The organism is Ilumatobacter coccineus YM16-304, assembly GCF_000348785.1.
Lineage (GTDB): Bacteria > Actinomycetota > Acidimicrobiia > Acidimicrobiales > Ilumatobacteraceae > Ilumatobacter_A > Ilumatobacter_A coccineus.
On sequence record NC_020520.1, the window covers coordinates 4,329,092 to 4,356,090 of the forward strand.

Sequence of the window (26,999 nt, forward strand, 5' to 3'; positions counted from 1 at the left end):
ACGCAACGGCCCGCTGACACGATCCCTGCTGCAATCAGGTGGCCGATACGGTGCTGCCCTGGAAACACCAGCAAGAAAAACAGGATTGAGGACAATCGTGGCAATCAAGGCCGAATACATCTGGATCGACGGAACGGAGCCCACACCGCAGCTCCGCTCGAAGACCAAGATTCTCGACGACGACAACGGCACCGAGCTCGCCGACATGCCCGTGTGGGGATTCGACGGTTCGTCGACCAACCAGGCCACCGGCGACAAGAGCGACTGCGTGCTCAAGCCGGCACGGGTCTTCCCCGATCCGATCCGCGGTGGCGACAGCATCCTCGTCATGTGTGAAGTCATGCTCGTCAGCGGCAAGGCTCACCCCACCAACACTCGCGCTGCTGCGGCCCGCACCGCCAAGAAGTACAAGAAGCACGAGCCGATGTTCGGTATCGAGCAGGAGTACACCATGCTCAAGCCGAACGGCAACCCGCTCGGGTTCCCCGACGACGGCTTCCCCGCACCCCAGGGCCCGTACTACTGCGGCGTGGGCGAGTACGCCATCACCGGCCGCCAGATCGCCGAAGAGCACATGGACGCCTGCCTCGAAGCCGGCATCGGCCTCTCCGGCATCAACGCCGAAGTCATGCCCGGCCAGTGGGAGTTCCAGGTCGGCCCGCGCGGCCTCCTCGAAGTCGCCGACGAGCTCTGGGTGGCCCGCTGGCTGCTCCACCGCATCGCCGAAGACTTCGGTGTCGTCATCAGCATCGACGCCAAGCCCGTCAAGGGCGACTGGAACGGTGCCGGCGCACACACCAACTTCTCCACCAAGGAGATGCGCGAAGACGGCGGCATGAAGTACATCGAAGCCGGCTGCAAGGCGCTCGGCGAGAAGGCCGCCCTCCACATCGCCAACTACGGCGAAGGTGTCGAAGACCGCCTCACCGGCGCTCACGAGACGCAGCGCTACGACCAGTTCAGCTACGGCGTGTCCGACCGCGGCGCCTCGATCCGTATCCCGTGGCAGTGCTCGGTCGACGGCAAGGGCTACCTCGAAGACCGTCGCCCCAACGGCAACATCGACCCGTACACGGTCGCTCGCCTCATGACCGACACGGTCTGCAGCGCGATGAAGTGACGGCTCGGTCCGGGTCACGCGATCCGGACCGATCACCGAGATGACCGATTGCTGCGACGGGGCGAGGCACATGCTTCGCCCCGTTGCAGTACCCGGAGCATGATTTTTCGTCGAGTAGCTGAGAGACTGAGGGTGTGGACATGATCGATCAACAGCGGGAGTACGTACTTCGTTCCGTCGAGGAACGGGGGGTGCGACTCATTCGACTCTGGTTCACCGACGTGCTCGGCAACCTCAAGAGCCTCGCCATCTCGCCGGCCGAGCTCGACAACGCACTCAGCGACGGCATGACCTTCGACGGCTCGTCGATCGACGGTTTCAGCCGGGTGCAGGAAGCCGACGTGCTGGCCATTCCCGACCCCGACACGTTCGAGCTGCTGCCGTGGGGCGACCCGCAGGCGCCCGAGGCTCGCGTGTTCTGCAACATCCACAACCTCGACGGCACGCCGTTCCAGGGCGACCCTCGCCAGGTGCTACGACGCCACGTCAAGGCCGCTCACGACGCCGGCCTCACGTTCTACGTGGCCCCCGACGTCGAGTTCTTCTACTTCGAGAAGCTCGAGCCCGGCAAGCCACCCGTGCCGATCGACGACGGCGGGTTCTTCGACCTCAGCACCAGCGCGGTCACCTCCGAGCTGCGCAAGCGCACCATCCGCACGCTCGAAGCGTTGGGTATCCCGGTCGAGTACAGCTTCCACGAAGACGCCCCCGGTCAGCAGGAGATCGACCTCCGCCACACCGACGCGCTCACCATGGCCGACAGCGTCATGACCTTCCGCCTCGCGGTGCGCGAGATCGCTGCCCGCAACGGCGTCCACGCCACGTTCATGCCCAAGCCGCTCGAAGGCCTGCAGGGCTCGGGCATGCACCTCCACATGTCGCTGTTCCGCGGCGACGACAACGCGTTCTACAGCGAGTCCGACGACTACGACCTGTCCGACACGGCGAAGTCGTTCATGGCCGGTCTGCTGCGACACGCCGGTGAGATCACCGCCGTCACCAACCAGACGGTCAACAGCTACAAGCGGCTCGTGCCGAACTTCGAAGCGCCGGTGCACGTCAGCTGGGCTCGCAACAACCGCAGTGGCCTCATCCGAGTTCCGATCACCAAGAACTCCAACCCCAACGCCACGCGCATCGAGTACCGCTCCCCCGACCCGGCGTGCAACCCCTACCTGGCGTTCAGCCTGTTGCTCGCCGCCGGTATGAAGGGCGTCGAGGAAGGGTACGAGTTGCCCGACGAGGCCGACGCGAACCTGTTCGAAGCCGACGACGCCGTGCTCGACGAACTCGGCATCACGCAGCTTCCGCAGTCGCTCAACGACGCACTCGTCGTCATGGAGAAGAGCGAACTCGTGCGTGAAGCGCTCGGCGAACACATCTTCGAGTGGTTCGTCCGCAACAAACGTTCCGAATGGCGGGCCTACAAGACCCAGGTCACCGCATTCGAGACCGACCGATACCTCAAGGCGCTCTGAACGGACCGAAACCATGGCTGATCCGACTCGAATGCTCGCCGTCGTTCCAGACCCACCGTCTCCCGAGTTGGCGCGAACGCTCGATCTCGCCGGCTACTCGTGGAAGGCCGTCGGCTCGATCGGCGCAGCCGGCGAAGCCGAACCCGACGGCGGGTGGGCCGGCGTCGTCATCGACGCCACCGAGAGCGTCGAGAACGCGTGGAGCTTCCTCCGCACGATCCGCAAGCACCACTCCGACCCGATCCCGGCACTCGTCCTCGTCGCGGGCACGCAACTCGACGAGCTCGAGCATCGTGACGACATGTTCGACGACTTCTGTCTGACACCGTTCCACCCGGCCGAGCTCGAAGCGCGCCTGCGCCACCTCCTCACCTCCGAGACCGATGTGGTCCAGGCCGATCTCGTCGAGTACGGCGATCTCACGCTCAATCTCGAGACCTACCAGGCATCGATCGGCGGTCGTCCGCTCGACATGACCTACATGGAGTACGAGCTGCTGAAGTTCCTCACGCAGAACCCCGGCAAGGTGTTCACCCGAGAGATCCTCCTCAGCCGTGTGTGGGGCTACGAGTACTACGGCGGCGCTCGCACGGTCGACGTGCACATCCGTCGACTCCGCGCCAAGCTCGGCGAGGAGCACGCGGGTCTGATCCAGACGGTGCGTTCGGTGGGCTATCGCTTCGGTCAGTCCCGCTGGGACGGCTGACCGCCCCGTTCACTGCAAGAAGTTCGCCACCGTGGTGGTGACGAGGTTGGCGAACACCTTCGCGCCCTCGTCGCCCGGGTGGATGCCGTCGCTGCGCAGCACGCCCTCGGTCGGGGCGAGTTCGCTCCATCGCCCGATCGTCGCGTTGCCGCGTGCGGTGAGGCGGGACTCGATCGCCTCGTTGACCTCGGCGGTGGCTTCGGGCCGGTCGCCGAAGTAGGTGTTGACCCAGATCAGCGGTGCGCCGTCGGGGATGGGGTCGAGGATCTCGTCGATCTCGGCGGCCACCTCGTCGGTGTCGTTGTACTGGCCGATGTCGTTGGTGCCGAGCGCCACCACCCAGAGCGTCTCCTCGGGGTCGGATTCGAGGCCGGCGGCGATGAACTCGGCGATGTCGGCTCCGCTCGCGTTGTCGCCGAAGGTGACGCCGATGCGCTTTCCGGTCTGCGCGTTGATCGACACGTCGGCGAAGCCGAGTTGCTCGAACTGCTCTTCGAGATAGGGGGAGGCACCGACCGTGATCGAGTCGCCGATCATCACGATCGAATCGACGCTGCCGGTGTCGATGGCGCGTACCTCGGCGCTACCCGAGATGCTGCCGAGGTCGGAGCCGAGTCCGATGGTCGGCAGCGGTGACTCCTCGAAGGGCTCACCGGAGGTGGTGTCGGCGTCGCTTCCGCCGCACGCGGCCAGGCCGAGCGCGGCAACGAGGAGGAGACCGGTGATACGAGGGGACGTCACTCCGACATTCTGGCAACCGGGGAGGGCCGCTCCGCGTCACCCTCGCCGTCACGCTTGTCACTCACGCCCGAGCGGCCAGGTGGCAGATGTGGAGATCAGAGCTGTTGAATCCGAGCGGCGAACGACGCGTGAGCGGTGAGCATCTCGTCGAGACGGTCGCTCACGAGCATGCCGTTGCGCACGACGGGCGTTCCGGCGACCACGGTGTCTCGTGCTCCGGTCGGCCCGCAACGAAGCCACGCTTCGATCGGGTCGGCGATGGCACCAGCGAACGACGGGCCGGTGAGCGACCAGACCGCTATGTCGCCGACGGCACCGACCGTGATGGTGCCCAGTTCGCCCTCGCGCCCGAGGCACCCGGCACCGCCGATGGTGGCGACTTCGAGCGCCATGCGCGCGGTACCGGCGTCGGCGCCGTCACGCAGTTTGGCGAGGAGCATGGCCTGGCGTGCTTCGAGCCACAGCGATGCGGCGTCGGCAGATGACGATCCGTCGACGCCGAGGCCGACCTTGACACCGGCCGCGCGGAGATCGACCACCGGGGCGATCCCCGAGGCGAGGATCATGTTGCTCGACGGACAGTGCGCTGCGCCCACGCCCGCTGCGCCGAGCCGTTGGATCTCGTCGTGGTTCGGCATGACGCAGTGCGCGACCCAGGTGCGATCGGTGCACCAGCCCGTCCGCTCGAGGTACTCCATCGGCCGACAACCGAACGTGGCGAGGCTGAACTCGTCGTCTTCGGCGTTCTCGGCGAAGTGCGTGTGGAGGCGCACGTCGAGCCGTTCGGCGAGTTCGGCCGTGCGGACCATCAGGTCTTCGGTGACCGAGAACGGCGAACACGGCGCCAGCGCGATGCGCGTCATCGCTCCGTGCGACGGGTCGTGATGGCGGCTCACGGCCGCTTCGCACGCGGCGAGAATCTCGTCGTCGTCGGCGACCACGTCGTCGGGTGGGAGGCCGCCGTCCTTCTCCGACAGCGACATCGAGCCGCGAGTCGGGTGGAAACGGATGCCCAGGTCGGTCGCCGCGTCGATCTCGGCCGTGAGCAGGTCACCGGCGCCGTGCGGGTGCAGGTAGAGGTGGTCGGACGACGTGGTGCAGCCCGACAGCGCCAACTCGGCCAACCCGACCCACGCCGACACGTGGACCGACTCGGTGTCGATCGCCCGCCACAGTGGGTACAGCGACTGCAGCCACCCGAACAGCGGCTTGTCGGTCATCGGCGGGAACGCCCGCGTCAGGTTCTGGTACAGGTGGTGATGTGTGTTGACGAGCCCCGGCGTGACCAGGCAGTCGGACGCGTCGATCGTCTGTCGACCCGCGGGTGCGGGGCCGTCCCCGACGCCGCTGACGAGACCATCGGTGATGGCGACCCAGCCGCCGGCGATCTCACGCCGCTGTGCGTCGACCGTCGCGACGCATCGGGCGTTGACGATGACGAGATCGGCGACTTGCTCCGACGCGGTGATGTCGGACATGTCGGCGGTCAGTCGTCGAGTTCGAGGAGTTCGCTGCCGGGGTGGCGAGCGACGCCATCACGACGGAGGAACTCGCCGAGGATCGCCGACGCGGCCGCGCCGCTCATGAGCAGCCCGACGGGAATCAGGATCATCACGACGATGAGGGCGATCGCTCCAGCCATGACGTGATGTTACCCGGCGGGGCAGTGAGCGATGGCTTCGACTTCGACCAAGAAGTTGGCCGGGAGCGAGGCGACGGCCACGCACGATCGGGCCGGGCGGTGATTGCCGAACGCTGCCGAGTAGACCTCGTTGAACGCGGCGTAGTTCTCCATGTCGGTCAGGAAGCACGTGGTCTTGACGACGTCGCTCATCGACGCGCCGACCGATTCGAGTTGCATCTGGAGGTTCTTCATCGTCTGCTCGGTCTCGGGCACGACGCCGCCGTCGACGACCGAACCGTCGAGCAGGCCGCCCTGGCCTGAGACGAAGACGTAGTCGCCAGCGCGAACGACCGGTGTGTAGGGACCCAGGGGCTTTGGCATGTGATCAGGCTAGGCGCGCCGAGGTCGGCAACTGCAAAGGATGATCGACCTGTCGCCAGGCCGCTGCGAGGGCTGCGGCGAACACCGCATCGCTGGCGTTGACGGGGTCACCGGCGCTGCTCGGAGCGATCGCGATGTCGATCTCGGGTGTGTCGGTGGCCCGCAGCACGCCGAACGATCGGATCGTCAGGTCGAGGGGCACGCCGTCTTCGTCGAGCGCGATCGATTCGCCGAGGACGAGCCCCAGCGCCATGTGGACCGCGCCGATGCAGTACGAGCGAAGGACGACGTCGTCGAGGGGGTCGCCGCAGTCGACCGTGACGTTCGGTCGCCCATCGGCGTCGACCACGGCGGTGGCGGTGGCCCCGTCGGGCGAGGTGACCGTGTCGGGCGATTCGCCGAGCGACGCGACGACGGCGGCGACCTCCGCCCACACCGCACCGCGCAGCGCTGCCGACACGGGCGGTCCGGCGAGATCGACGAACTCGACGTCGACGGCGGGGGCGACCGAGCGGAGGGCGTGGCGAATCGTCTCCTCGTCGGCGACGTTCGCCGGGCGGGCGACTCGCGCCGTGCCCGAGCCGTCGGCGGCGACACCGACCGCCAGCGGAGGTCGTTTGGCTCCGAGCCGGACGACGTCTTCGCGAGCGAACAGCACGCGCACGGTGCGGCCGTGCTGGTCGGCGAGCCGACGGGCGACCGAGCCGACGCTCGAGTCGGACTTGCCACCGAACGCTCCCCCGTTGCCGAGCGGAGAACTCGGCTGACCGCCGGGCGAACACCATGCCGCGTCGGGTTCGAGGTAGGCCGGTTCGACCCACGTGGTCTGCAGCGATCGGGCCCACTCCCCCGGCGGCAGTTCGATCGGCCACTGCGCCGCCGCGGTCGTGCGCCGACCCTGCACCTTGCCGGCGAGGCGACGAGCTGCACCGATCGTCTCGGCGGCCACCCACTCGCCGTCTTGGCCGAGCAGCGCGACGAGTGCGTCGTCAGGGGCCTCGTCGTCGCTGAACCCGCCGTACCCGAGCGCCACCTGCGCTCCGACGGTCTGCGCCGCGCCGCCTTCGATCAGCGCGCGTCGCTCGGCTGCTGCGAGGTCACGGTCGAGCGGTTCGCGAGCGTCACCGCGAGCCACGCGCACCGCTGCCTCGCGCACGGTCTGCCAGCCGGTACAGCGGCACAGGTGTGCGAGCAGCGCCTTGTCGACCGCCTCGCGATCGGCGAGTTGCTCGGGTGTCAGCACCGACAAGCGGGCGATGATGCCGGGGGTGCAGAAGCCGCACTGGCTCGCGCCGGCATCGCAGAACGCTCGGGCCCACGCGTCTCGGTCGGCGAGCCCGTCGACCGTCGTGACGGATCGCCCACGGACACGACTCACCGGGGTCACGCACGCCACGCGCGGTCTGCCGTCGACCAGGACCGTGCAGCAGCCACATTGGCCTTGCGGACTGCATCCGTCTTTGGGCGAGCGCACACCGAGCTCGTCGCGCAACGCGTCGAGCAACGACACGGCGTCGTCGGTCACGACGACCGAGTCACCGTCGAGCTCGAAGTCGATGGTCATGTGGCCGTGGGGATCATGCGCGGCTCACGACATCGCCCAGCGGCACATTCACTGGCACGCCCTGCCGGCATGGTCGGCCCGCGTCGAGGCCGGTGCCGAGCGGTCAGCGGCCACCGTCGAGTTCGTCGGTCAGCGCCACGAAGGCCTCCCACTGTCCGGTGGCGAGGAGTTCGGCCTGACGTGGCCACGATTCGGGCTTGTGGATCTGATAGCGCGGGCCGGCTGCGTCGAGCATGGAACGCAGGTCGGCGGTGTCGGTGTCGGCGAGTCCGCGCCAGGTGTCGATGCCGATGCCACGGCACAGCTCCGAGATCTTCGGACCGATGCCTTCGACCACGGTCAGGTCGTCGAGCGCGATCTTCTTGCCGATCGCCGCGGCTGCTGCTGCGAGGTCGAGCGCCGGGGCGTCGGCCGCTCGCGCTGCATCGGCATCGGCAGCGGGGGTTTCGGCCTCGGTGGCGTCGGCCTCGACGCCGTCCTCGGTGATGCCGTCCTCGGTGGCCTCGGCCTCGTTGGCGTCGTCGGCATCGGCCTCGTTGGCGTCGTCGGCATCGGCATCGATCGGGTCGGGCACGGCGACGAGACCTGCCACCGTGGCGGGCCGTTCGTTTTCGTCGGCGGCGTCACCGTCGGCGTCCGACGGATCCGGCATGATCCCGGAGCTCGTCGCATCGGCGTCGGTGTCAGCAGGCTCGTCGGCGTCGCCCGAGTCCGACCCCGCCGTCTCGGTGTCAGCTGGCGCTTCGGCGGGCTCGTCGGCCTCCGGCTCGATCACATCATCGACCGGTGCACCGACCACGCCCGGCGAATCTGCGGCGCGCAGATCGGCGACCTGCATACGCAGACGATCACGCTCGGCCACCACCTGTTCGAGGTTGGCGAGACGATGGCGCATGCGATCGACGTCGTCGACGTCGACGTTGGCCGACCGGGCGTCGGCGATCTCTGCTCGGCACTTGAGGCTGCGGAGCAACCAACCGATCACGCCGCCGATCAGTGCGGCGAGGCCGAACCAGAGCAGGAACTTCAACAGGGTGTATGGCACGAGATGTCCTCACGACGTGGGGTGGTGGATGTGAGCGTGCGCTCACGGCGATGGATGGGCGTCATGCTTGCGCTCTGACGAGGAACTCGACGCGACGGCTTGCATTCTTGTCCTCGACGCCGTTCTCGTCGAGGATCGGTTCGGTGATGCCTCGCCCTTCGGCGGTGAGCGTGGCCGGGTCGAGCCCGAGCTCGACCAGTTCGGCGAGCACCGTGGCAGCCCGCTCTTCGCTCAGCGTCAGGTTGCGGGCCGGGTCGCCATCGGAATCGGTGTGTCCGATCAGCGTGATGTCGACACCGACGAACCGTTGCGCTCTCGCCGCGACCTGTTCGACGACGGCGTCGGCCTCGGCGGTGAGCTCGGCAGAGTTCGATTCGAAGAGAATCGGGTTGAGGCGCACGAACTCGTTGAGTTCGTCCTGGAGTTGTTGCGCCGACGCGTCGTCGGCGTCGGCACGCTCCTCGATGCTCAGCTCGGCGCCGAGCTCGCCGGCGGCGGCTTCGAGCGCGGCGCTGGCGTCGGCACCGGTGTGCACACCTTCGATTCGGAGTGCGTCGCCGACGAGCGTCGCCGAACCCGACACGAGGTTGGGTGGCATCGTGCCGATCGCGATGGCGAGGCGGTCGATGTCGGCGCGGGCCACGGCCGCATCGGGGTCGACCACCAATTCATCGATCACGTTGCCGAACGCCACCTGCGCCTGCGCGGCAGCGACGAGCGCAGCGCGCTGTTCCTCGGAGGCCACGGTGCCGGTGAGCGTCAGCTGGCCGTTCTCGAGGGTCGCCACGGTCGTGGCCATGTCGACCGCGGGAGCGAGGTCGAGCTCGACGGGCAGCAACACTTGGTCGACCGCGTGGACGAGTCCGTTGGCCGCTTCGATGTCGAGCTGTGCAGGATCGGACGCGAGGGTCACGATCTCACCGCTCGTGAACGTGACGCCGACGTCGCCGGGTTCGACCTCCACATCGGTGCCGTCGAGCATCGTGAGCGGGCCGGCAGCGAAGTCGGTCGAGCGAATCGTCCCCTCGGCGACGTGGTGGAGCAGCACGCTGCGCAGCATCTCCTGGTCGGAGGTGAGCGCTTCGAACGCATCGGCGCCGAGCGCGTCGAACGCCGCGTCGAAGGCGTCGTCGGTCGGTGCGAGCAGGGTGAACGGGCCGTCTTCGGCCAGCGTGTCGGCCAGATCGGCCGTGTCGATGAGGCTCGCGAGTTGGCTGAACTGCGGGTCGGCTCGGGTCACGTCGACGAGCGATTCGAGCTCGGGCTCGACCTGGGTGGTCGTGGTCGCTTCGGCCGTGTTGGTCGGCTCGGTCGCGGGCGGCTCCGGATCGGTCGTTGCCGGCTGCTTCGGTTCGGTCGTCTCGACATCGACGTCGGTGCTCGGGGTGCGCCCGCCGAGGCAGCTCGGATCGAGGTCGATCGAGTGGACCCCGTACACGTCGACCGCGAGGTCGATCACGGCGTCGGGATCATCGAGCGCCGACGCGCAGCGCAGCGTGCCGTCCTGGCCCGAGAACGAGACGGTCACTCCGTCGACACCGTTGTCGGCCAACTCGTTGCCGACCCGGTTCTCGAGGTCGCTGTGCACCCACTTGACGACGAAGATCGCAGGTATGACAAAGCAGAGAACGAGGAGGAACAGACCCCAGCCGAGGATTCTCCGGCGGTAACGTCGTTGAGAATTCGGGTTCGAGTCGCTCATGGCCTCAACACGATCGCAGGTCGAGGGTGGCCGATTCAACGACGCCGAGCATTCGTCCGCCCAATGACATGAAATAGACACTCAAACGCAGGAGTAACAGGTCCGCAGATGCAGCAACCTCCCGAATCACCGTCCGACGGCCGCACGCGGATCGGCCGCCGAACCTTCCTGACGGGTGCCGCCGCGGCCGGACTGCTGGCCGCATGCTCGGGCGACGACGACGCCGAGTCCCCGGCCGACGGAGCGGGCAGCGAGCTCGCTCCCGACACGTTCATCCTCGTGCAGCGCTTCCCGAACACGGTGCTGGTACCCGGGGAGGTCCGCCTCCCCCACAGCCTCACGCGCGACGCGGCGTTCGTCAACGACGGACCCGACGAACTCGGCGCGTACGTCGCCGACATCGACGGCAACCAGATCAGCGACCGGATGGTCGCGCCTCGTTTCGACGTGTCGCCGTCGTCGTACTACGTCTGGCGTCCGACGATCGACGAGCCGGGCATCTACTCGCTGGTCGTCGACGGCGGCCCGGCCACCGGGGCGAGTTTCCAGGTGTTCGACCCTTCCGAGGTCGCCGTGCCGCTCCCCGGCCAACTGCTTGCAGGGTTCGACACGCCTACGGTCGGCGAACCCGCCGGCGTCGACCCGATCTGCACTCGTGATCCGATGTGCCCGTTCCACTCCGTCACGCTGACCGAGGCACTCAACGTCGATCGCGCCGTGGCCTACCTCGTCGGCACGCCGGCGTTCTGCCAGACCGGCACCTGCGCTCCGGCCCTCGAAGCGCTCATCGAGGTCGAGCCGGAGTTCGGCGACGACTTCGTGTTCGTCCACGCCGAGGTGTTCACCGACCTCACCGCGCAGGACTACACGGAGGCCGTGCTGGCGAGTGGGCTCAGCTTCGAACCGGCGCTGTTCATCACGGACCGGGCCGGCGAGATCGTCGATCGACTCGACGCCATCTGGAGCGCCGACGAACTCCGCGAGCGCCTGGCCCTCGCCAACGCCTGACCCCAGAACGCGAAAGAGCGTCATTCGGTGTCAGACACCGAATGACGCTCTTCGATTCGTTCGTCGGTCAGTTCGCTGCGACCGGATCGATCACAGCGTTCCCGGTCAGGAGAACGACTGGCCGCAGCCGCACGTGCGGCTGGCGTTGGGGTTCGTGATGGCGAAGCCCGACTGGTCGAGGCCGTCTTTGTAGTCGAGCGTCGCGCCTTCGAGCAGCTGCGCCGAAGCCGGGTCGACCACGACGCGAACCTTGCCGTCGTCGCCGTATTCGGCCGTGGTGTCGTCACCGGCGATGTCGCCGTCGAAGAACATCTCGTAGGAGAATCCAGAACAGCCGCCGGGACGAACGGCGACGCGGAGCGCGAGTTCTTCAGCGCCTTCTGCGGCGAGAAGTTCGCCGACCTTGGCAGCTGCGGGATCGGTGAGCGTGATCATGTTCGTTACCTCCATGGGTCGATTCCGGGTACCGGAATCCATTGGGTGAGATTTTACCGTGCCGAGACGGTCACTCGGCAAGGTGTGCGGCTGGTGAGGGTGGCGAAGTCACGGGTGGTGGCGTCGCCCATCTCGTCGACGAATCCTTCGATGAGCCCTCTGTGTAAACCACAGACGAGCTCGGGATGTTCCCGGGCCAGCTCCGCGAACGGACAGTTCGCGAACGCGATGACCGCGGATCCGTCGTCGTCGGGGCCATCTGCGTGTGTGGCGGACTGTGTGGCGGGGTGCGCATCGGCGACCACCGGGTCGAAGCCGAGCTTGTCGAGATCGGACACGAGTGCTTCGAGCGTGGACGGCGCCTCGGCGTACGGACGCGCTCGACGGCGGCCTTCCTCGTCGCCGACCGCTGCCGCGTCGTCGCTGCTGGCCTGGAGCCGCTTGGCCATCGACAGCACCATCTTGGCGAGGACCGGCGTGGTCGGCGGTTCGAGGCCGAGCAGCGGGGCCGACTCGGCGATGGCGTAACGGTGCTGCGGACGACCCACATCACCTCGCCCTCCGACATGCACCTCGAGCAACCCCACATCGCGCATGCGCTCGAGGTGCGGGCGCACCGTGTTGGCATGCAGGCCGAGGGTGGCGGCGATGTCGCTCGTGGCGAGTGGCCGACTCGAACGGGCGAGCTCGAGGTAGATCGCGTAGCGGGTGTTGTCGCCGAGTGCTTTGAGCACGTCGAGAGGCACCAGCGTTTCCACACGACGAGATTACACGGCATTCGCCGGTAAAATTACCGCATGGTCAGCGACGCCACCTCCACCGGACAGGCGAGGCGCCCAGCGCCGCCCACGCCCGAGGAGGTGCGCGGCGTGCTCGAATCGGTCATCGACCCCGAACTCGGTGCCGACATCGTGTCGCTCGGCATGGTGCCCTCGGTCGAGGTCGCCGACGACGGCGTCGTCACGGTCGAGATCAAGCTCACCATCTCCGGCTGCCCGATGCGCGCCGACATCCAGAAGGAAGTCAAAGATCGCGTCGAGTTGCACCCCGGCGTCAGCAAGGTCGCGATCACCTGGGGCGAGATGAACGCCGAGGAGCGCAGCGAGGTCATGACCAAAGCCCGCTGGAACGCCCGCGAGAACGCTCCGGACACGATGGTGCCGTCCACCTGCAACGTGCTCGCCATCGCTTCGGGCAAGGGCGGCGTCGGCAAGAGTTCGGTCACCGTCAACCTCGCCGCCGCACTCGCCGGTCTCGGCCACACGGTCGGCGTGCTCGACGCCGACATCTGGGGTTTCTCGGTCCCGCGGCTCCTCGGCATCGACGAGCGCATGGAGGCCGAACGCGTCGACGGCCACGACAAGCCGCTGATCATCCCGAACGAACGGCGCGTCGGCGACGGGCTGCTGAAGGTCGTGTCGACGGGATTCCTCGTCGGCGAAGACACGGCGCTCATGTGGCGCGGGCTCATGCTCACCAAGGCGGTCGAGCAGTTCCTGCGTGACGTGCAGTGGGGCGAGCTCGACTACCTCCTCATCGACATGCCGCCCGGAACCGGCGACGTGCAGATGGGCCTCGCCCGCATGTTGCCCAAGACCGACCTGCTGGTCGTCACCACGCCGGCCCTCGCCGCGCAGAAGGTCGCCCAGCGCGCTGCCGACATGGCCAAGCGCAGCTTCCTGAAGGTCGTCGGGGTCATCGAGAACATGAGCGCGTTCACCGACTCCGCCGGAGTCGAACACGCATTGTTCGGATCCGGTGGAGGCGAGGCGCTCGCCGCGTCGATCGGCGCTCCATTGCTGGGCCAGATCCCGATCGAGCCATCGGTCTCGGCGGGTGGCGACGCGGGCGACCCGGTGTCGATCGCCGGAGTCGGGCCGGCCGCCGACGTGTTCCGCTCGATCGCCGAGCACATCTCGACCGAGCTCGCGCCGGTCGTCGACCCCGATCAGGTCGACATGGCCGGGTGCACCGCGCGGCTGTTCGAAACGGTCGACGCGGCGTTCGCCGAACTCGACGCGAAGGCCTGATCGGGCGCCGCGTCCGGTTCTGACCGTCAGTCGGTTCAGGCCTGGAGTTCGGGGTACTTCGCCAACTCGGGGTCGTCGACGTCGAGGGTGAGGTAGTCGTCGTCGCCTGGTCGGGAGATGCCGATGAACTTGCCGTTCTCGTCGCGCTTCAACTTCGGCAGCACCGGCGAGATGTCGGTCAGCGCTTCACCCGCGGCAACGGCGTCGGCGGCCGACGCGTGCTGAGCAAGCCAGGTGAGGTTGGCAACGGTCGGCGGCATCATCTGCAGCTCACCGGCTTCCATCATCGACAACGCATCGGCGGGGCTGACCCACAGGCTGTCGACGGTCTCCTTGTCGTCGTGTACGCCCTCCTGGCCGGCCGGTGCCTCGGTCACGAAGAAGCGTGTGTCGAACCGCCTGTTCTCCCCCATCGGCGTGATCCAGTGGTCGACGTACTGCGTGGTCGAGAGTTCGAGCACCAGGTCGTCGCGTCGGCAGAGTTCGGCCATCGAGAGCGTGCCGTCGTGCACGGCGTGGCGGTCGTCGGCGTTCAGCACGAGTTCCGAACCGTCGCGCTTGGTGGCGAGGAGGATGCCCGCTTCCTCGAAACACTCGCGGATCGACGCGACCCAGTAGGCGAGGCCACCCGCTTCGAGTCGCATCTGTGCCGACGCGTTGGCATCGTCCAGGCCGCGGCAGAACGGTTCGATCGCGGCAGCGCCGTCGACGTCATCGACGCGCCCACCGGGAAACACGTACATGCCTGCGCCGAAGGTCGCCCGACCGGTGCGGCGCAGCATGAACACCTCGATGCCGTCGTGACCATCGCGGTCACGAACCATCATCACCGTTGCGGCTGGTCGAACGGGAACGGTGCGCGGGTCGAAATCGTCAGCCATCTCGCCGACCGTACCGAAACCGGCGCCGACCGCCCCAGCCCGACTGGGCGGTCACCGCACGTGCCGCCGCTCAGTTCGCGTTCGAGGTGTCGGGCGTGAAGTGCTCGTATCCCTCGGGTGGAGCCTCGGGCGGTGGGTCGATGTCATCGGGTTCGGCGCCGACGTCGCGCTGATCCTGCATCAAGCCGAGCGCACCGGCGACCGCGACGGCGAGGCCGATGATGCCGGTGGCCACCCAGTCGTGCGACAACAGCCCGCCGGCCACGACCCCGACGGCGACCGCAGACGCGAGCACGGTTGCGCTCTTCGTGTAGACGTAGGCGATCGTGGCGCCGAGCAGCGCGAACAGCACGACGGTGACGCCCCACTTGTGATCGCTGAGGTAGGTGTTGACGTCGCTCTGGCGGTACTGGACCCAGTCGGTGATGGCGTCACCTTCCTCTTTGAGGTCGACCCAGTAGAAGTACCAGAGGAGGTACACACCCGACAGCAGCACGAAGGCTGCGGCGATGCGATCCATGTACTGCAGGCCCTTGCGGATGAACGACACCAGGCCGGTGTTGGCGAACGCCAGCGCCACGGTCAGACCGCCGACCAGCACCGCCATGCCGACGCCGTAGGCGACGCCGTTTCGGAGGCCGGTGAGCACACCACCCGAACGGCTGGTGGCGAAGACCGCCGAGATGAAGAATCCGATCGTGCAACCGAGCGACGCCACGGCGTAGGCGACGCCGTAGATGAACATCGACTTGACCGTCTGGTCCTTCTCACCCTGCAGCCGCTGCGGGTTCATGAACGGGAGCTTGTAGCCGAAGAGCATCGCGGCACCGAGCACCAGCAGCGCGACGCCGAAGAAGCCGGTGGCGTACTTGGCGTTCTCGGTGAGCCAGCTCGTGAAGTAGTTGGCGAGGCCGGCGGCGACGATGAAGACCGCCATGAAACCGAGGCTGAGCGCGCCCGACACCTTGAGCGCCCGACGCAGTGTTTCGCGCTGCGTGAGCTTCTCGTCGGAGCCTTGCAGCCCGAGGAAGTACATCAGGTACGTCGGCAGGAGGATGAACCCGCAGGGGTTGACGGCCGCGAGCATGCCCGCGACGAACCAGAGACTCATGTGTCGTACTCCAAGAGGTCGTCGACCTTCGAGCGAAGGCCGTCGGCGTCGAGGACGCCGGTCTGTTCCACGATGGTTCCGTCGGCGGCGACGAACAGCGTGTAGGGGAAGAAGGCGATGTCGAACTCGGCCAGCACGTCTTCGAACGACGTGCCGAGAAGTTCGTACTCGACGCCGCGTTCACCGGCGAACCGCTCCATCACCGGGGGTGCATCGGATGGGTTGAGGCCGACGAATCGGACCTCGTCGCCGACCTCGGCGTGCACGTCGGCGAAGTCGGCGAGTTCTTTCGCACACGGCACGCAGGTGCTGTACCAGAAGTTGACGACCATCGGCTGTCCGAGCAGCGAGGCGGTCGAGATGGCCTGTCCGTCGGCGTCGTACACGTCGACGACCGGCAGGCGATCGCCGGAGAGGTCGGGGATCGTGGCGAGTGACGGCACGGGTTCGGGCACTTCGCCGGGCTCGTCGAGCACGGCGTCGGTACCGGCGTCGGTGTCGTTCGACCTCGACACGAGGTACCCACCGACGAGGCTCACCACGACGGCGATCGCCAGCGATGCCGCGAGGAGACGTGGTCGGATCTTCACCCTGTCGAGGGTAATCAGCCGTGGTCGAGACGCGCCCCGAGTCCCCGTGAACGTTCACGGAACGCCACCCACGACGATTTCTGCCCAGTCCAGAAATCACCCCCCCCCACGCGACGACATCTGCCCAGTCCAAAATTCACCCCCACGCGACCATTTTCAGCCAGGCCAGAAATCACCCTCACGCGACGATTCTGAGCCAGGCCAGAAATCACCCTCACGCGACGATTCTGAGCCAGGCCAGAAATCATCCTCACGCGACGATTTCCAGCCAGGCCAAAAATCACCCTCACGCGACGATTCTGAGCCAGGCCAGAAATCATCCTCACGCGACGATTTTCAGCCAGGCCGGGAATCGCCTCGGCGGGTGAGAGGTGAGCGCCGGGGGGGGGAAGCGCTCACCTCTCACCCGGTGGCCGGGTCGAGTCAGGCGGTGAGGTCGAGGCCGACCGGGCCCATCTCGTCGTAGACCACCTCGGGGCGAGGGGTCTTCGGCGGGCGGCCGCACGGGCGCTTGTTGGCGACGATGCGCCCACCGGAGATGAGCTCTCCGCCCCACACGCCCCACGGCTCCTCGCGCTCGAGTGCCCCGTTGAGGCAGTCGATGGCGAGTGGGCACAGGGCGCACATGGCCTTGGCGCGGGCGATGTCGACGACGTGGTCGGAGAAGAAGAGTCCGGCCATCGTGCCGTTGCCGTCGGCACAGCGAGCGACCGGAGCGCGCGCGGCGAGCGAGTCGTCGAGGTCCTGTTCGAAACCAGGCGGTTCGGCGACCTCGGTGGGACTGTCGGGCGCGAGCGGGTCGATCGACGGGTCGATCCTGTCGCTCGGCACGGTGAAGGTGATGGTCATGTCGGTGTCCTCGATGTCGGAGTTCGGGTTCGGAAGATGGGTGGATGAGTCGTTCGGTGCCCAGTCACGAGCGGTGGGCTTGGAGCGGAGTGCAGTGGTCATTGGAGGTGCTTTCTGTTCTGGGTGTGATGGGTGATCGGGTGTTCTTGGGTGTTCTGGATGTTCTGGATGTTCTGGCTGGATGTGATGGATGGAAGATCGAAAACCAAAAAGGCCGCCGGGTTCATGTGAACCCGGCGGCCTCGAAGAGGTTGCGTGACGTTGGTGTTACGTCATGCCTCCGAGGCGGCCGGGAAGAATTCGCTTGGTGCCATACGCGTGGGCGTCTCCGCAACCCAGACCGTCGAAGCCACCAAGCCAACGATTCGTCGGTGCAGTGGTGGTGGTCGAGGCGGCTGCGGCCGATGCGGGGAACGCAACGTGCGAGGCGGCAGGCGACACGACGGACGGCTTCGACGACATCGAGAACGACATCTTCGGGGCGCGCGGGACGAACCGTTTGCGGGTCGGCGTGTGCATCAGCGTCGTGACCATTGGTTCGTCCTTTCTCGTCGTGTTCTTCGTCGCGCGCCAGTCGGCGCACGGAGACCAGGCAAACACGTTCAGTGCGCGCAGGTCAAGAGAGTTTCGCGTTCTCGGCGAAAAAGTTGTATCGGCCCAGCATGCGGGGCATGTCCGGGGGGATGGTTCACGCGACTCGGTGCGGCGGTGCGGGGACTTCGTCGACCACCAGCACGGGCAACGGGTTCTTGCGCGGGCGGCCGCGCTTGCGCTTGAACTCCACCGGCACGCCGTCGAGGACGAGCTTGCCGCCCCACACGCCGTAGGGCTCGGAGCGTTCGATCGCGTCGTTCAAGCAGTCGTCCTTGAGCCCGCACGCCGAGCAGATCGACTTGGCGCGAGCGAGTTCGTAGTCGTCGTCGGAGAAGAAGAGGTGCGACAGGGTCCCATTGCCGTCGGAGCAGCGGGGGTAGCTCGTGTCGAGATCCGACATCTCGAACGGTGTCTCGTCGAGCGTGTCGGGAGCGTCGAGCACGGCAGCGGAACGGCCGGTCGCACTGGTCGTCATGCGGGTGTCGGTGAGGGCGATGGTGAGGTCCATGGTCTGGTCTTTCTGTGTGGGTTCCGGGTGGTCGGGTGAGCGGGGCAGGCGGACGATGCGGCGGCGGCCGTTCAGTGGGCGCGAAGGCGTCCCCTCGGGCGGTGCGTGGTCATCAGCGCCACGATCGATCCGAAGCCGAAGGCGATGAACCCTCCGGCGAGCAGCAGTTGCGTGTCGGCCGCCATCGGGTCGATCGCCGTGGTGGCGGCGACGCCGGCCGCGGGAACGGCGAGGAGTCCGAGTGCTGCGAACAGCCGCACGGGTCGCAGACCCGTCGTCGACGGCGGGGCGTGACGGATGGTGTCCGCCGGTGCAATGGTCGTCGGGATGATCGGCTGTGGTGCGGTGTGCATGGGATGCTCCTGGTCGTGGTTCGCGTTGTCGCTCACCGTGCAAGAGCGGGCACCAGGTCGGGTCTTGCACTTTCTTGAAGAAAATTCCCCGGGCGACCAGAGTGAGATGATGCAGACTGCGACATGGCGACTCGAGCGGTGATCGGGTTCGACATCGCCGGGGTCGGCCACGACCCGGCCGAGCTGGTGATCTTCGCCATCGGGTGGGCGCTCGGCTGGCTGCTGCTCTGGCACGCTCGTCCGCTGCCGCACCGCCCGCCGACCACCAGCCGGACCCCGGTGGCGGTCGTCATCCCCGCCCGCAATGAAGCGCACGCCCTCCCCCACCTGCTCCGGCCGTTGGTCGCGCAGCGACGTGCGGGCGACGAGATCATCGTGGTCGACGACGACTCCGACGACGGGACGGCCCGCGTGGCCCGAGCGTTCGACGTCGACGTGATCAGCGCTCCGCCGCTTCCCGACGGCTGGTTGGGCAAGCCGAACGCCTGCTCGGCCGGGGCTCGTCACGCAACGGCCGACACGCTCGTGTTCCTCGACGCCGACGTACAACCGTCCGCGACGTTGCTCGACGACCTCGCCGCCGCCGTCGACGAGGAGCCCGACTCGCTCGTGTCGATGCAGCCGTGGCATCGGATGCACACCGTCGGCGAGCAGCCGAGTCTGCTGTGCAACGTCACGGCATTGATGGGGAGCGGAGCGTTCACCCCGTTGGGTTCTCGAGCGGCGGCGACCGTGGCGTTCGGGCCGGTGATCGCCGTGAGCAGAGCGGCGTACGAATCCGCCGGCGGACACGCCGACCCGACGGTGCGCGCCATGCACACCGAAGACATCGGGCTCGCACGAGCGGTCGGGCGTTCACGCCTCTTCGTGGGCCGACCGGAGGGCACGACGTTTCGCATGTATCCGGCCGGGTTCCGCGAGCTCGTCAGCGGCTGGAGCCGCAGCATCGCCACGGGCGCGCGGTTCACACCGTGGTGGATCGGCCTCGCAACCGCCGCCTGGGTCTGGTCGTTGGCCGGCGGCTGGATCGCCGCGCCGCTCGTGTACCCGCTGAGCGCCGCCCAGGTCTGGGTGCTCGGACGTCGCGCCGGAACCACACATCCGGTCGCGGCGCTGTTCTATCCGCTCCTCGTGGTGGTGTTCGTGGCGATCTTCGTACGGAGTGCCGTGATGGTCGTGTTTCGTCGCGATGTCGGCTGGAAGGGTCGACGGGTCAGCGCACGAACCGACTGATTGAATGGGGGTATGGCCTCCCGCTCCGCGCGAACCGACCGCCCGACGGTGTTTCGACGATGGCGGATGCTCGTGATCGCCGCCGTCACCGCCGCTGCGTCGTCGCTCGCGCTCGCTGCGCCCGCTGCCGCGCACGACGACATCGCGAGCTCGGTGCCGGCCGACCGATCGGTGATCGACGCACCGATCTCGAGCGCCGAGATCGACTTCGGTGAGGTCATCGGCGACAGCGTCGAGCTGTTCCTCACCTACGACCCCGGTGACGGTTCGACGGTCGACGTCGGCGGCGAAACGACCAAGACGGGCGACACGACCGCCCGAGTCGACTTCCCCGAACTCACCGTCGAGGGCACGTATTTTCTCCGTTACCTCGCGCCCGTGCCGTCCGACGGCCACGTGATGGTCGGTGCCATCTCGTTCACGTGGGGTGCCCCGACGGCGATCGACGAAGGCAACGACGACGTCCGCTTCTCGTCGCCGCGTTCTCGTGAACGCATCGACGAGCCGATCACGTTCGCCGAACTCGAGTTCGACTTCGACATCGACGACGACATCCAACTCGACCTGGTGTACGACCGCGGTGACGGCGAGAACTTCGACGAGTTGGGTGGCACGACCACCAAGACCGGGCCGAGCGGGGCACGCCTCGACTTCGACCTGCTCGAAGACGAGGGGACGTACTTCATCCGCTACACCGGCACGGCCACGGCCAGCGGTGGCGAAGTGCGCGGCGCCACGTCGTTCACCTACGGCGATCCGTCGTCGAGCGATTCGGGGTTCCCGGTGCTTCCCTTCGCCCTCGCCGCTGCGCTGATCCTGGGCGCCGGGGCCTGGTTCTCACTGCGCCGTGCGAACACCGCCGACGACGAAATCGACGACGACGACACGCACGCCGACGACGACGAACTCACCCCTGCCTGACCCCACGTCTCGGTGGAGCGCCGGCGACGCTCCTCGCGGCGCAGCGAGCGACCCGCCCGACGCTCAGACCACGGTCAGGCGACGCTCACCAGGATCTTGCCGACGTTGCGGTTGGCCTCCATGTGGCGATGCGCGTCGGCGATGTCGTCGAGGGCGTAGCGCGAGTCGATCACCGGAACGAGCGCCCCGGATTCGACGAGCGGGATGATCTCACTGATGAAGCGCTGGCACAGCGACAGCTTGCGCTCGAGCGGCCGGGCGCGCAGGGTGGTTCCGGTCCAGGTGATGCGCTTCATCAGCAGCAACCCCATGTTGACCGGCGCTGAGCCGCCGCCCATGAGCCCCACCTGGATGATGCTGCCGTCCATCGCCACGGCGCGGAAGTTGCGGTCGGCTTCGTCACCACCCACCACGTCGAGGATCACGTCGACCCCCTGCGGAACCTCGGCCTTGAGTGCGCCGAGCCAGTCGGCCGGGCTGCGTTCGAGGACGAGGTCGGCGCCGAGTTCGCGACACGCGTCGGCCTTGCCCGCCGAGCAGGTGACGGCGATCCGCGCGCCGATCGCCTTGGCGATCTGGATGCCCGCCGTGCCGACGCCCGAGGCACCGGCGTGGACCAGTGCCCACCGACCGCTCGTGAGTCCGCCCTGGACGACGAGTGCGTCCCAGGCGGTGAGGAACACTTCCGGGATGGCCGCGGCATCGGCCGTGTCGATGTTGGACGGGATCGGCAATGCCTGACGGGCGTGCGTCACGACCTTCTCGGCGTAACAGCCGCCGGACTCGATGCCCATCACCCGGTCGCCGATCTTCCACTCGGTGACGTCGGCGCCGATCGCGGCGACGGTGCCCGCGTACTCGAGTCCGGGGATCTCGACCGCCGGGTTGCGCGGATCGGCGTAGCCGCCCATGCGCTGCAGCGTGTCGGCGCGGTTCAGCGCCGTGTAGGCGACGTCGACCAGGATCTGGTCGGGACCGGGAGTCGGTTCGTCGACGTTCTCGATCGTGAGGACCTCGGGTCCTCCGTGTTCGTGCAGTACCACAGCTCGCATGGCTCGAACCTACTGCGGCGAAGGCGTGTGGTGGGCGCTGGGGTTCGGGTCCGGAACCTCATACGCACCCGAACCCCAACACCCCGCAACGTATCCATCGCGCGTCGGCGCGAACCGGGAATTACCTGCGCAGCCGTGTCGTCAGTCGGTGACGAGCGCGGTCACCTGATCGAACAGCGCCTGATCGGGGGCTCCGGCGTCGACCAGAGTTCGCGGAATGTGCGGCGTCTCGGTGTCGGCGGTCCAGAGGGCGACGAGCACTTCGGCGAAGTCTTCGCTCGGCTGGTCGCCCCACGTGTCGAGGCGGTGCGTGCCGGGGGAACGCCACGGCGTGGCGGGATCGACGCCGCGAGCCTCGAGATAGGCGACACGTTCGTCGGCGGTCATGCGCTCGGCGTCGACCACGTGTCCCCACTCGTGGAGAATCGTCACGACGTACTCGTCGACCGTCCGGCCACGGTTGGCGTAGACGGTGATGGTCTTCGAGTCGACGTCGGTGCTGCCGCCGGTGCCGCTGAACGGGCCTGCGACCTCGATCGACCACTCGGGAAACAGCGCCTCGCCGTCGAAGATCGCTGCGGCGAGCGGCCGAGCCTCGGCGATCTTGGCCTCGACCTCGGCCGACGTCTCGGCGTCGGGGGCGAGCGTGTACACCCGCGAGCAGACGTCTCGTACGCACACGGTGTGCGCTCCTTCGTCGGCGATCGTCACGCGCACCGTGAACACGCCATCGGCGTCGACCGTGAACGATTCGGGCGTCACCAGGACGTCGTCGACGGTGACGGCGTCGGTCGACGCGGCGCCGGTGCCGATGATCTCGGCGGTGGCGTTCTCCGGGCTCCACGCTCTGGCGATCTCGACCGGTTCGACGACCGGCGGCGCCGCGGTGGTGGCCGGGACGACGAGGATCGTGGTGGTGGTCGTGGCCGGCTCGACGACATCGTCGACGAAGATCGGCTGCTCGCTCCCGCCGCAACCCGCAGCGATTGCAGTGGCGCCGATTGCGAGCGCGAAGCGAGCGGCTCTGCGGGCGACCGAGTGTCGCTGCAACACGCTCGCCATCACACGGTCAGGCAGGTTCGTCGGACGATGCGGTTTCGGCGGACGAGGCGGCTTGATCGGCGTCGGCGGGGACGAAGACGTGCTCGCGGTAGTAGACCAGCTCGCGCACGGATTCGCGGATGTCGTCGAGCGCACGATGTGAACCGTGGCCGTGCGGACGCGAATCGGCGACGGTCGGGTACCAACGCTTCACGAGTTCTTTCACGCTCGACACGTCGATCGACCGGTAGTGCAGGTACTCCTCGATCTCGGGGAGATACGCAGCGAGGAACCGGCGGTCGGTTCCGATCGAGTTGCCGCACAGCGGCACGCTGCGCGGTTCGGGAACGTGCTCCTTGATGAACGCGAGCGTCGCCGCTCCCGCTTCTTCGAGCGTGATCTCCGACTCCTTGATCTGCGTGAGCAGACCGGAGCGGGTGTGCATGTCGACCACGAACGGGTCCATCGCAGCCATCGCGGCTTCGGGAGCCTGCACGACCAGGTCGGGCCCTTCGGCCACGATGTTGAGATCGTCGTCGGTGATCAACGTGGCGATCTCGACGATCACATCCGACGTGTGATCGAGTCCGGTCATTTCGAGGTCCATCCACACGAGCATGCGCCGTGCATCGTAGGCCGGTCTCTGCGCGGACGGGCAGCACCGTTGTTCGGTTCGCGTCGAGACGCGGCAAGATGTGCCGATGTCGGAGTTCGCCGAGATCCTCGCCGCCCCCGGGGTGCGCGAGGTCTGCGAGCTGCGCGGGTCGATCGGCTTCATGGCGTACCACGGGGGCAACCTCGAGTGGCTGACCGACGTGATCGCCGAGCGAGCAGCCGAGCGTTCCGACGCGTCGTTGTATGCCGTCGTGCAACCGGACGGGATGCGCCAGCACCTCGCCTCCACCCGAGTTCGTCCCGCCGAATCCCCCGCGCTCGCCACGTTTCTCGACCACGTCGACATCGTCATCACGATCCACGGGTTCGGTCGGCGGGGCCTGTTCAGCTCGTTGCTGCTCGGCGGACAGAACCGCCCGTTCGCCGAACACGTCGGTGATCGGCTTCGATCGCACCTGCCGAGTTACGACGTTCGCACCGACCTCGACTCGATCCCGAAGAAGCTGCGGGGGCTCCACGACGCCAACCCTGTCAACCTGCCGACGCAGCAGGGTGTGCAGATCGAGCTGCCGCCTCGCGTGCGTGGGTCGAGCCCGATGTGGTGGGACTGGGAGAGCCCCGATCTCACACCGCACACCGAGTGGCTCATCAACGCGCTCGCCGAGGCGGCGACCACCTGGCGCCCCTGAACCTGGTGACTTCCATCCGGGATGGAGATAACCAGGTCGGCGAGTCAGCTGGTGCGACGGCTCGGGATGCGGATCTCGACGATGCCGCCGGGTCCGTCGCCGAGCGAGATCGTGCCGTGGTGCGCCGTGACGATGCCCTTGGCGATCGACAGGCCGAGGCCGGCGGTTCCGGTGCGGATGTCGCGGGCTTCGTCGGCTCGTGCGAACGGCTCGAAGGCGTGGGCTCGGAACGCTTCGGGGAAGCCGCTGCCCTCGTCGATCACCCGCATCAGCGCGTGGCCGGCCGATTCGGTGACCTGGACGACCACGGTCGATTCGTCGGGAGCGTGGCGGATGGCGTTTTCGAGCAGGTTGCGGATGACGCGGCCGAACTGGGATCCGTCGGCGTCGGCCATCACTCGTGACTCCGCTTCGAGGAGCAGGGTCACGCCTCGTTGCACCGCCAGCGGGCGCAACGTCTCCATCGCTTCGTCGACGAGTTCGTTCAAGTCGAGCCGCGTCGTGTCGAGATCCAGCGTGCCGCTGACGAGGCGGCTGTGGAGTTGCAGGTCGTCGACCAACGACGTGAGCGCGCGCACCTGACGCTCCATCCCCGACAGGTACATGTCGGGGTCGGGTGCGACCCCGTCACGAATCGCTTCGACCGCTGCTCGCAACGCCGCGAGGGGCGTGCGAAGGTCGTGCGAGATCGACGAGAGCATCAGCGACCGCTCGTACTCGATCGAGTCGAGTCGATCGACCATGACGTCGAACATCTCGGCGGCTTCACCGAGTTCGTCGTTTCGCTGTACGCCGGTCCGAGCCGACAGGTCGCCGTCGGCGACGCGCATGGCGGCGTCGCAGATCCGTTTGGCGTCACGGGCGACGGGTCGGGCGAGGAGCATCGCCACCACCGCGGCGCCCATCACGGCGGGAATCAGTACCCACATCAACAGCCGCAGGTCGTGCTTGTTGATGAACATCGTCTGCGCGGCGATGGCGATCATCATGATCGCCACCCCGAGCACGGCCAGGGTCGCACCGAGGAACCGGCGACCGAGACGGTTCATGCCGTGGGCTTTGTGCCGGATGTCGGAGAGGTCGAGGGTGGGCGTCGCGACGGGATGTGCGTCGACGCCGGTCACGGTTCGAACCGGTAGCCGACTCCCCACACCGTGGTGATCCAGCGTGGCTTCTCGGGGTCGGCTTCGATCTTGTTGCGGATGCGCCGGACGTGCACGGTGACGGTGGCGGGGTCCTGCCACTCGGGCGATGACTGCCAGACCTGCTCGAGCAGTTGGGCGCGCGAGAAGACCTGCCGCGGCGAGCTGGCGAGGAACGCGAGGACGTCGAACTCCTTGGGGGTCATGTCGACGATCTCGCCGTGGAGTTTGACCTCCCGGCTGAGCGGATCGACGAACAGCCCGTCGAACTCCAACGACTGTGGTGCGTTGGTGTCGCGCGCCGAGGAGCGACGCAGCACGCCGTTGACCCGAGCAGCGAGTTCGCGTGGTGAGAACGGTTTGACGACGTAGTCGTCGGCACCCAGTTCGAGTCCGGCGACTCGATCGGACTCCTCGGCGCGAGCGGTGAGCATGATGACGGGGATGTCGCTCGTCGATCGGACGCGGCGGAGGATGTCGAGTCCGTTGACTCCGGGAAGCATCATGTCGAGCACCACGAGGTCGGGGGGTTCTGCCTCGAGCAGTTCGAGGGCGGTGTGGCCGTCGGCGGCCTCGGCGACGTCGTGCCCGTCGCGGCGCAGGTACCCGACGACGACCTCGCGCACCGTGGGTTCGTCGTCAACGACCAAGACCTTTGTTCCCGTCATGTGAGACAGCCTTGCGGGTCGCGGGTGGCCGTTCAACCATTCCGTCACCCTGTTTCGACATTGGTTTGATCGCGCCCCCGATGCTCGGCCGGCGATTCACTGCGTCGCAGTCAGGGTGCGAGTCGTTCGATGGTCCAGTGGCCGTCGTGGCGTCGGTACCGGATCCGGTCGTGGAGTCGGCTGGGTTGCCCTTGCCAGAACTCGAACTCCGTCGGGACGAGTCGCCATCCTCCCCAGAACGGCGGACGTTCGACGTCGAGGTCGGCCCACCGTTCGTCGGCGACGATCACCCGTTCTTCGAGTGCCGAACGGTTGGCGATGACCTCGCTCTGAGGCGATGCCCAGGCGCCGAGTTGGCTGCCTCTCGGCCTCGACGCGAAGTACTCGTCGCTCTCGTGCTCGCCGACTCGCTCGACGGTGCCGCGCACCCGTACCTGACGATGCAGATCGAGCCAGCCGAACACGGCTGACGCCGACGGGTGTGCGTCGAGTTGCCGGCTCTTGGCGCTCTCGTAGTTGGTGTAGAACGCGAAGCCCCGCTCGTCGGCACCTCGAACCAGGACGATTCGGCCGTCGGGAACACCGTCGAGGCCGAGGGTCCCGAGCGTCATCGCGTTGGGTTCGGCCACACCGGCGTCGAACGCCTCGGCGTGCCAACGGATCCACTGCTGCATCGGGTCGCCGCCGACGTCGGTGACGTCGAGCCCCTCGGCTTCGTACTGCACTCTGCGGTCGCGGATCGAGTCACTCACACGGCGAGTCTGGCACTGTCGACCGTCTCCCGTCACCCCGGTTCAACCGACGCAGCCGGCGGCGACGCGAACCGCCCGCAGCCCCCTGAGGCGCCGCAAGTTCTTCCGAACCAGCAAAGCTGCGCCGGGATCACGGTTTCTTCTCGCAAGGAAACCGGCGGCAAAG

30 protein-coding genes are annotated in these 26,999 nt (G+C 67.5%); 8 read left to right on the forward strand and 22 right to left on the reverse strand.

The window, feature by feature from the left end:
• Positions 1-97: 97 nt before the first annotated feature.
• From glnII to YM304_RS25690, 3 genes are all read left to right on the forward strand, one after another.
• A complete protein-coding gene (gene glnII, locus YM304_RS19200) occupies positions 98-1,120 on the forward strand; it encodes a glutamine synthetase GlnII (RefSeq protein WP_015443394.1) in 1,023 nt (340 codons plus the stop codon).
• Between the two features lie 140 nt (positions 1,121-1,260).
• Positions 1,261-2,598 carry a glutamine synthetase family protein gene (locus YM304_RS19205; RefSeq protein WP_231897611.1) on the forward strand — a complete coding sequence of 446 codons (1,338 nt, stop codon included), beginning with the start codon at positions 1,261-1,263 and terminating at the stop codon, positions 2,596-2,598.
• Positions 2,599-2,611: 13 nt separating this feature from the next.
• A complete protein-coding gene (locus tag YM304_RS25690; RefSeq protein ID WP_083908480.1) occupies positions 2,612-3,304 on the forward strand; it encodes a response regulator transcription factor in 693 nt (230 codons plus the stop codon).
• A gap of 9 nt (positions 3,305-3,313) precedes the next feature.
• On the opposite strand, the gene YM304_RS19215 is transcribed toward YM304_RS25690, so the two are convergent.
• The 7 genes from YM304_RS19215 to YM304_RS23190 all read right to left on the reverse strand — a co-directional run bounded on the left by YM304_RS19215 (position 3,314) and on the right by YM304_RS23190 (position 10,361).
• The gene (locus YM304_RS19215; RefSeq protein WP_015443397.1) at positions 3,314-4,045 is read right to left on the reverse strand and encodes a GDSL-type esterase/lipase family protein; all 732 of its coding nucleotides are present in this window, start codon (positions 4,043-4,045) and stop codon (positions 3,314-3,316) included.
• Between the two features lie 95 nt (positions 4,046-4,140).
• Positions 4,141-5,523 carry an 8-oxoguanine deaminase gene (locus YM304_RS19220; RefSeq protein WP_015443398.1) on the reverse strand — a complete coding sequence of 461 codons (1,383 nt, stop codon included), beginning with the start codon at positions 5,521-5,523 and terminating at the stop codon, positions 4,141-4,143.
• A gap of 8 nt (positions 5,524-5,531) precedes the next feature.
• Positions 5,532-5,687 carry a hypothetical protein gene (locus YM304_RS24915; RefSeq protein ID WP_015443399.1) on the reverse strand — a complete coding sequence of 52 codons (156 nt, stop codon included), beginning with the start codon at positions 5,685-5,687 and terminating at the stop codon, positions 5,532-5,534.
• A gap of 9 nt (positions 5,688-5,696) precedes the next feature.
• Complete coding sequence (locus YM304_RS19225) at positions 5,697-6,050, reverse strand: RidA family protein (protein ID WP_015443400.1); 354 nt, start codon at positions 6,048-6,050, stop codon at positions 5,697-5,699.
• 4 nt (positions 6,051-6,054) lie between these two features.
• Entirely contained in the window at positions 6,055-7,614 is a 1,560-nt protein-coding gene (locus tag YM304_RS23180; RefSeq protein ID WP_015443401.1) for a 2Fe-2S iron-sulfur cluster-binding protein, read from the reverse strand.
• Positions 7,615-7,717: 103 nt separating this feature from the next.
• Complete coding sequence (locus YM304_RS23185) at positions 7,718-8,659, reverse strand: hypothetical protein (protein WP_015443402.1); 942 nt, start codon at positions 8,657-8,659, stop codon at positions 7,718-7,720.
• Positions 8,660-8,720: 61 nt separating this feature from the next.
• Positions 8,721-10,361 carry a fasciclin domain-containing protein gene (locus tag YM304_RS23190; protein ID WP_015443403.1) on the reverse strand — a complete coding sequence of 547 codons (1,641 nt, stop codon included), beginning with the start codon at positions 10,359-10,361 and terminating at the stop codon, positions 8,721-8,723.
• A 108-nt stretch (positions 10,362-10,469) separates the two neighbouring features.
• Between YM304_RS23190 and YM304_RS19245 the strand changes: the two genes are divergently transcribed.
• Positions 10,470-11,369 carry a twin-arginine translocation signal domain-containing protein gene (locus YM304_RS19245; RefSeq protein WP_015443404.1) on the forward strand — a complete coding sequence of 300 codons (900 nt, stop codon included), beginning with the start codon at positions 10,470-10,472 and terminating at the stop codon, positions 11,367-11,369.
• 105 nt (positions 11,370-11,474) lie between these two features.
• On the opposite strand, the gene erpA is transcribed toward YM304_RS19245, so the two are convergent.
• Together erpA and YM304_RS19255 are read right to left on the reverse strand one after the other, a co-directional pair.
• The gene (erpA, locus tag YM304_RS19250; protein WP_041300826.1) at positions 11,475-11,819 is read right to left on the reverse strand and encodes an iron-sulfur cluster insertion protein ErpA; all 345 of its coding nucleotides are present in this window, start codon (positions 11,817-11,819) and stop codon (positions 11,475-11,477) included.
• 38 nt (positions 11,820-11,857) lie between these two features.
• The gene (locus tag YM304_RS19255; protein WP_015443406.1) at positions 11,858-12,562 is read right to left on the reverse strand and encodes a helix-turn-helix transcriptional regulator; all 705 of its coding nucleotides are present in this window, start codon (positions 12,560-12,562) and stop codon (positions 11,858-11,860) included.
• Between the two features lie 39 nt (positions 12,563-12,601).
• On the opposite strand from YM304_RS19255, the gene YM304_RS19260 reads away from it, so the two are divergent.
• Complete coding sequence (locus YM304_RS19260) at positions 12,602-13,834, forward strand: Mrp/NBP35 family ATP-binding protein (RefSeq protein WP_015443407.1); 1,233 nt, start codon at positions 12,602-12,604, stop codon at positions 13,832-13,834.
• A 35-nt stretch (positions 13,835-13,869) separates the two neighbouring features.
• Here YM304_RS19260 and YM304_RS19265 read toward each other — a convergent pair whose 3' ends face one another.
• The 7 genes from YM304_RS19265 to YM304_RS19295 form a co-directional block, all read right to left on the reverse strand.
• Entirely contained in the window at positions 13,870-14,715 is an 846-nt protein-coding gene (locus YM304_RS19265) for an NUDIX hydrolase (RefSeq protein WP_015443408.1), read from the reverse strand.
• Positions 14,716-14,785: 70 nt separating this feature from the next.
• The gene (locus YM304_RS19270) at positions 14,786-15,826 is read right to left on the reverse strand and encodes a cytochrome c biogenesis CcdA family protein (RefSeq protein ID WP_015443409.1); all 1,041 of its coding nucleotides are present in this window, start codon (positions 15,824-15,826) and stop codon (positions 14,786-14,788) included.
• The gene (locus YM304_RS19275) at positions 15,823-16,416 is read right to left on the reverse strand and encodes a TlpA family protein disulfide reductase (protein WP_015443410.1); all 594 of its coding nucleotides are present in this window, start codon (positions 16,414-16,416) and stop codon (positions 15,823-15,825) included. The genes YM304_RS19270 and YM304_RS19275 overlap by 4 nt, the downstream gene beginning before the upstream one ends.
• A gap of 423 nt (positions 16,417-16,839) precedes the next feature.
• Positions 16,840-17,367, reverse strand: a complete 528-nt coding sequence (locus tag YM304_RS24380) for a WhiB family transcriptional regulator (RefSeq protein WP_015443411.1) — start codon at positions 17,365-17,367, stop codon at positions 16,840-16,842.
• A 165-nt stretch (positions 17,368-17,532) separates the two neighbouring features.
• Positions 17,533-17,799: a hypothetical protein gene (locus tag YM304_RS19285; RefSeq protein ID WP_041298450.1), complete on the reverse strand. Its 267-nt coding sequence runs from the start codon at positions 17,797-17,799 to the stop codon at positions 17,533-17,535.
• A 154-nt stretch (positions 17,800-17,953) separates the two neighbouring features.
• Positions 17,954-18,367 carry a WhiB family transcriptional regulator gene (locus YM304_RS24920; protein WP_015443413.1) on the reverse strand — a complete coding sequence of 138 codons (414 nt, stop codon included), beginning with the start codon at positions 18,365-18,367 and terminating at the stop codon, positions 17,954-17,956.
• 71 nt (positions 18,368-18,438) lie between these two features.
• Entirely contained in the window at positions 18,439-18,720 is a 282-nt protein-coding gene (locus YM304_RS19295) for a hypothetical protein (RefSeq protein ID WP_154723557.1), read from the reverse strand.
• Between the two features lie 123 nt (positions 18,721-18,843).
• Between YM304_RS19295 and YM304_RS19300 the strand changes: the two genes are divergently transcribed.
• Together YM304_RS19300 and YM304_RS19305 are read left to right on the forward strand one after the other, a co-directional pair.
• Positions 18,844-19,953: a glycosyltransferase gene (locus YM304_RS19300; RefSeq protein ID WP_015443415.1), complete on the forward strand. Its 1,110-nt coding sequence runs from the start codon at positions 18,844-18,846 to the stop codon at positions 19,951-19,953.
• A 66-nt stretch (positions 19,954-20,019) separates the two neighbouring features.
• A complete protein-coding gene (locus tag YM304_RS19305; protein ID WP_041298451.1) occupies positions 20,020-20,874 on the forward strand; it encodes a copper resistance CopC family protein in 855 nt (284 codons plus the stop codon).
• 74 nt (positions 20,875-20,948) lie between these two features.
• Here YM304_RS19305 and YM304_RS19310 read toward each other — a convergent pair whose 3' ends face one another.
• From YM304_RS19310 to orn, 3 genes are all read right to left on the reverse strand, one after another.
• Positions 20,949-21,926: an NAD(P)H-quinone oxidoreductase gene (locus YM304_RS19310; protein ID WP_015443417.1), complete on the reverse strand. Its 978-nt coding sequence runs from the start codon at positions 21,924-21,926 to the stop codon at positions 20,949-20,951.
• Between the two features lie 141 nt (positions 21,927-22,067).
• Positions 22,068-22,979 (reverse strand): hypothetical protein, encoded by a 912-nt coding sequence (locus YM304_RS19315; protein WP_154723558.1) that lies wholly within the window; start codon positions 22,977-22,979, stop codon positions 22,068-22,070.
• A 16-nt stretch (positions 22,980-22,995) separates the two neighbouring features.
• Positions 22,996-23,586, reverse strand: a complete 591-nt coding sequence (gene orn / locus YM304_RS19320) for an oligoribonuclease (protein WP_015443419.1) — start codon at positions 23,584-23,586, stop codon at positions 22,996-22,998.
• Between the two features lie 82 nt (positions 23,587-23,668).
• Here orn and YM304_RS19325 point away from each other — a divergent pair, with 82 nt between their 5' ends.
• Positions 23,669-24,271, forward strand: a complete 603-nt coding sequence (locus YM304_RS19325) for a poly-gamma-glutamate hydrolase family protein (protein WP_154723559.1) — start codon at positions 23,669-23,671, stop codon at positions 24,269-24,271.
• A 44-nt stretch (positions 24,272-24,315) separates the two neighbouring features.
• Here YM304_RS19325 and YM304_RS19330 read toward each other — a convergent pair whose 3' ends face one another.
• From YM304_RS19330 to pdxH, 3 genes are all read right to left on the reverse strand, one after another.
• Positions 24,316-25,395: a HAMP domain-containing sensor histidine kinase gene (locus YM304_RS19330; protein ID WP_015443421.1), complete on the reverse strand. Its 1,080-nt coding sequence runs from the start codon at positions 25,393-25,395 to the stop codon at positions 24,316-24,318.
• Positions 25,392-26,081: a response regulator transcription factor gene (locus YM304_RS19335; RefSeq protein WP_015443422.1), complete on the reverse strand. Its 690-nt coding sequence runs from the start codon at positions 26,079-26,081 to the stop codon at positions 25,392-25,394. Before YM304_RS19335 ends, YM304_RS19330 begins: the two co-directional genes overlap by 4 nt.
• Positions 26,082-26,191: 110 nt before the next feature.
• Positions 26,192-26,833, reverse strand: a complete 642-nt coding sequence (pdxH, locus tag YM304_RS19340; protein ID WP_015443423.1) for a pyridoxamine 5'-phosphate oxidase — start codon at positions 26,831-26,833, stop codon at positions 26,192-26,194.
• Between the last annotated feature and the right edge of the window lie 166 nt (positions 26,834-26,999).

Excerpts from the sequence above, each read along its gene's own strand:
- YM304_RS25690 (WP_083908480.1), top strand. The coding sequence starts at position 2,612 with ATGGCTGATCCGACTCGAATGCTCGCCGTCGTTCCAGACCCACCGTCT.
- YM304_RS19310 (WP_015443417.1), bottom strand. The coding sequence starts at position 21,926 with ATGCGAGCTGTGGTACTGCACGAACACGGAGGACCCGAGGTCCTCACG.
- YM304_RS19270 (WP_015443409.1), bottom strand. The coding sequence starts at position 15,826 with ATGAGTCTCTGGTTCGTCGCGGGCATGCTCGCGGCCGTCAACCCCTGC.
- YM304_RS19305 (WP_041298451.1), top strand. The coding sequence starts at position 20,020 with ATGCTCGTGATCGCCGCCGTCACCGCCGCTGCGTCGTCGCTCGCGCTC.
- YM304_RS19325 (WP_154723559.1), top strand. The coding sequence starts at position 23,669 with ATGTCGGAGTTCGCCGAGATCCTCGCCGCCCCCGGGGTGCGCGAGGTC.
- orn (WP_015443419.1), bottom strand. The coding sequence starts at position 23,586 with ATGCTCGTGTGGATGGACCTCGAAATGACCGGACTCGATCACACGTCG.
- YM304_RS19205 (WP_231897611.1), top strand. The coding sequence starts at position 1,261 with ATGATCGATCAACAGCGGGAGTACGTACTTCGTTCCGTCGAGGAACGG.
- YM304_RS19335 (WP_015443422.1), bottom strand. The coding sequence starts at position 26,081 with ATGACGGGAACAAAGGTCTTGGTCGTTGACGACGAACCCACGGTGCGC.
- YM304_RS24380 (WP_015443411.1), bottom strand. The coding sequence starts at position 17,367 with ATGACCACTGCACTCCGCTCCAAGCCCACCGCTCGTGACTGGGCACCG.
- YM304_RS19225 (WP_015443400.1), bottom strand. The coding sequence starts at position 6,050 with ATGCCAAAGCCCCTGGGTCCCTACACACCGGTCGTTCGCGCTGGCGAC.
- YM304_RS19245 (WP_015443404.1), top strand. The coding sequence starts at position 10,470 with ATGCAGCAACCTCCCGAATCACCGTCCGACGGCCGCACGCGGATCGGC.
- erpA (WP_041300826.1), bottom strand. The coding sequence starts at position 11,819 with ATGGAGGTAACGAACATGATCACGCTCACCGATCCCGCAGCTGCCAAG.
- YM304_RS24915 (WP_015443399.1), bottom strand. The coding sequence starts at position 5,687 with ATGGCTGGAGCGATCGCCCTCATCGTCGTGATGATCCTGATTCCCGTC.
- YM304_RS19220 (WP_015443398.1), bottom strand. The coding sequence starts at position 5,523 with ATGTCCGACATCACCGCGTCGGAGCAAGTCGCCGATCTCGTCATCGTC.
- YM304_RS19265 (WP_015443408.1), bottom strand. The coding sequence starts at position 14,715 with ATGGCTGACGATTTCGACCCGCGCACCGTTCCCGTTCGACCAGCCGCA.
- YM304_RS23180 (WP_015443401.1), bottom strand. The coding sequence starts at position 7,614 with ATGACCATCGACTTCGAGCTCGACGGTGACTCGGTCGTCGTGACCGAC.
- YM304_RS19295 (WP_154723557.1), bottom strand. The coding sequence starts at position 18,720 with ATGCACACCGCACCACAGCCGATCATCCCGACGACCATTGCACCGGCG.
- YM304_RS23190 (WP_015443403.1), bottom strand. The coding sequence starts at position 10,361 with ATGAGCGACTCGAACCCGAATTCTCAACGACGTTACCGCCGGAGAATC.
- YM304_RS19260 (WP_015443407.1), top strand. The coding sequence starts at position 12,602 with ATGGTCAGCGACGCCACCTCCACCGGACAGGCGAGGCGCCCAGCGCCG.
- YM304_RS19300 (WP_015443415.1), top strand. The coding sequence starts at position 18,844 with ATGGCGACTCGAGCGGTGATCGGGTTCGACATCGCCGGGGTCGGCCAC.
- YM304_RS24920 (WP_015443413.1), bottom strand. The coding sequence starts at position 18,367 with ATGGACCTCACCATCGCCCTCACCGACACCCGCATGACGACCAGTGCG.
- YM304_RS19285 (WP_041298450.1), bottom strand. The coding sequence starts at position 17,799 with ATGGTCACGACGCTGATGCACACGCCGACCCGCAAACGGTTCGTCCCG.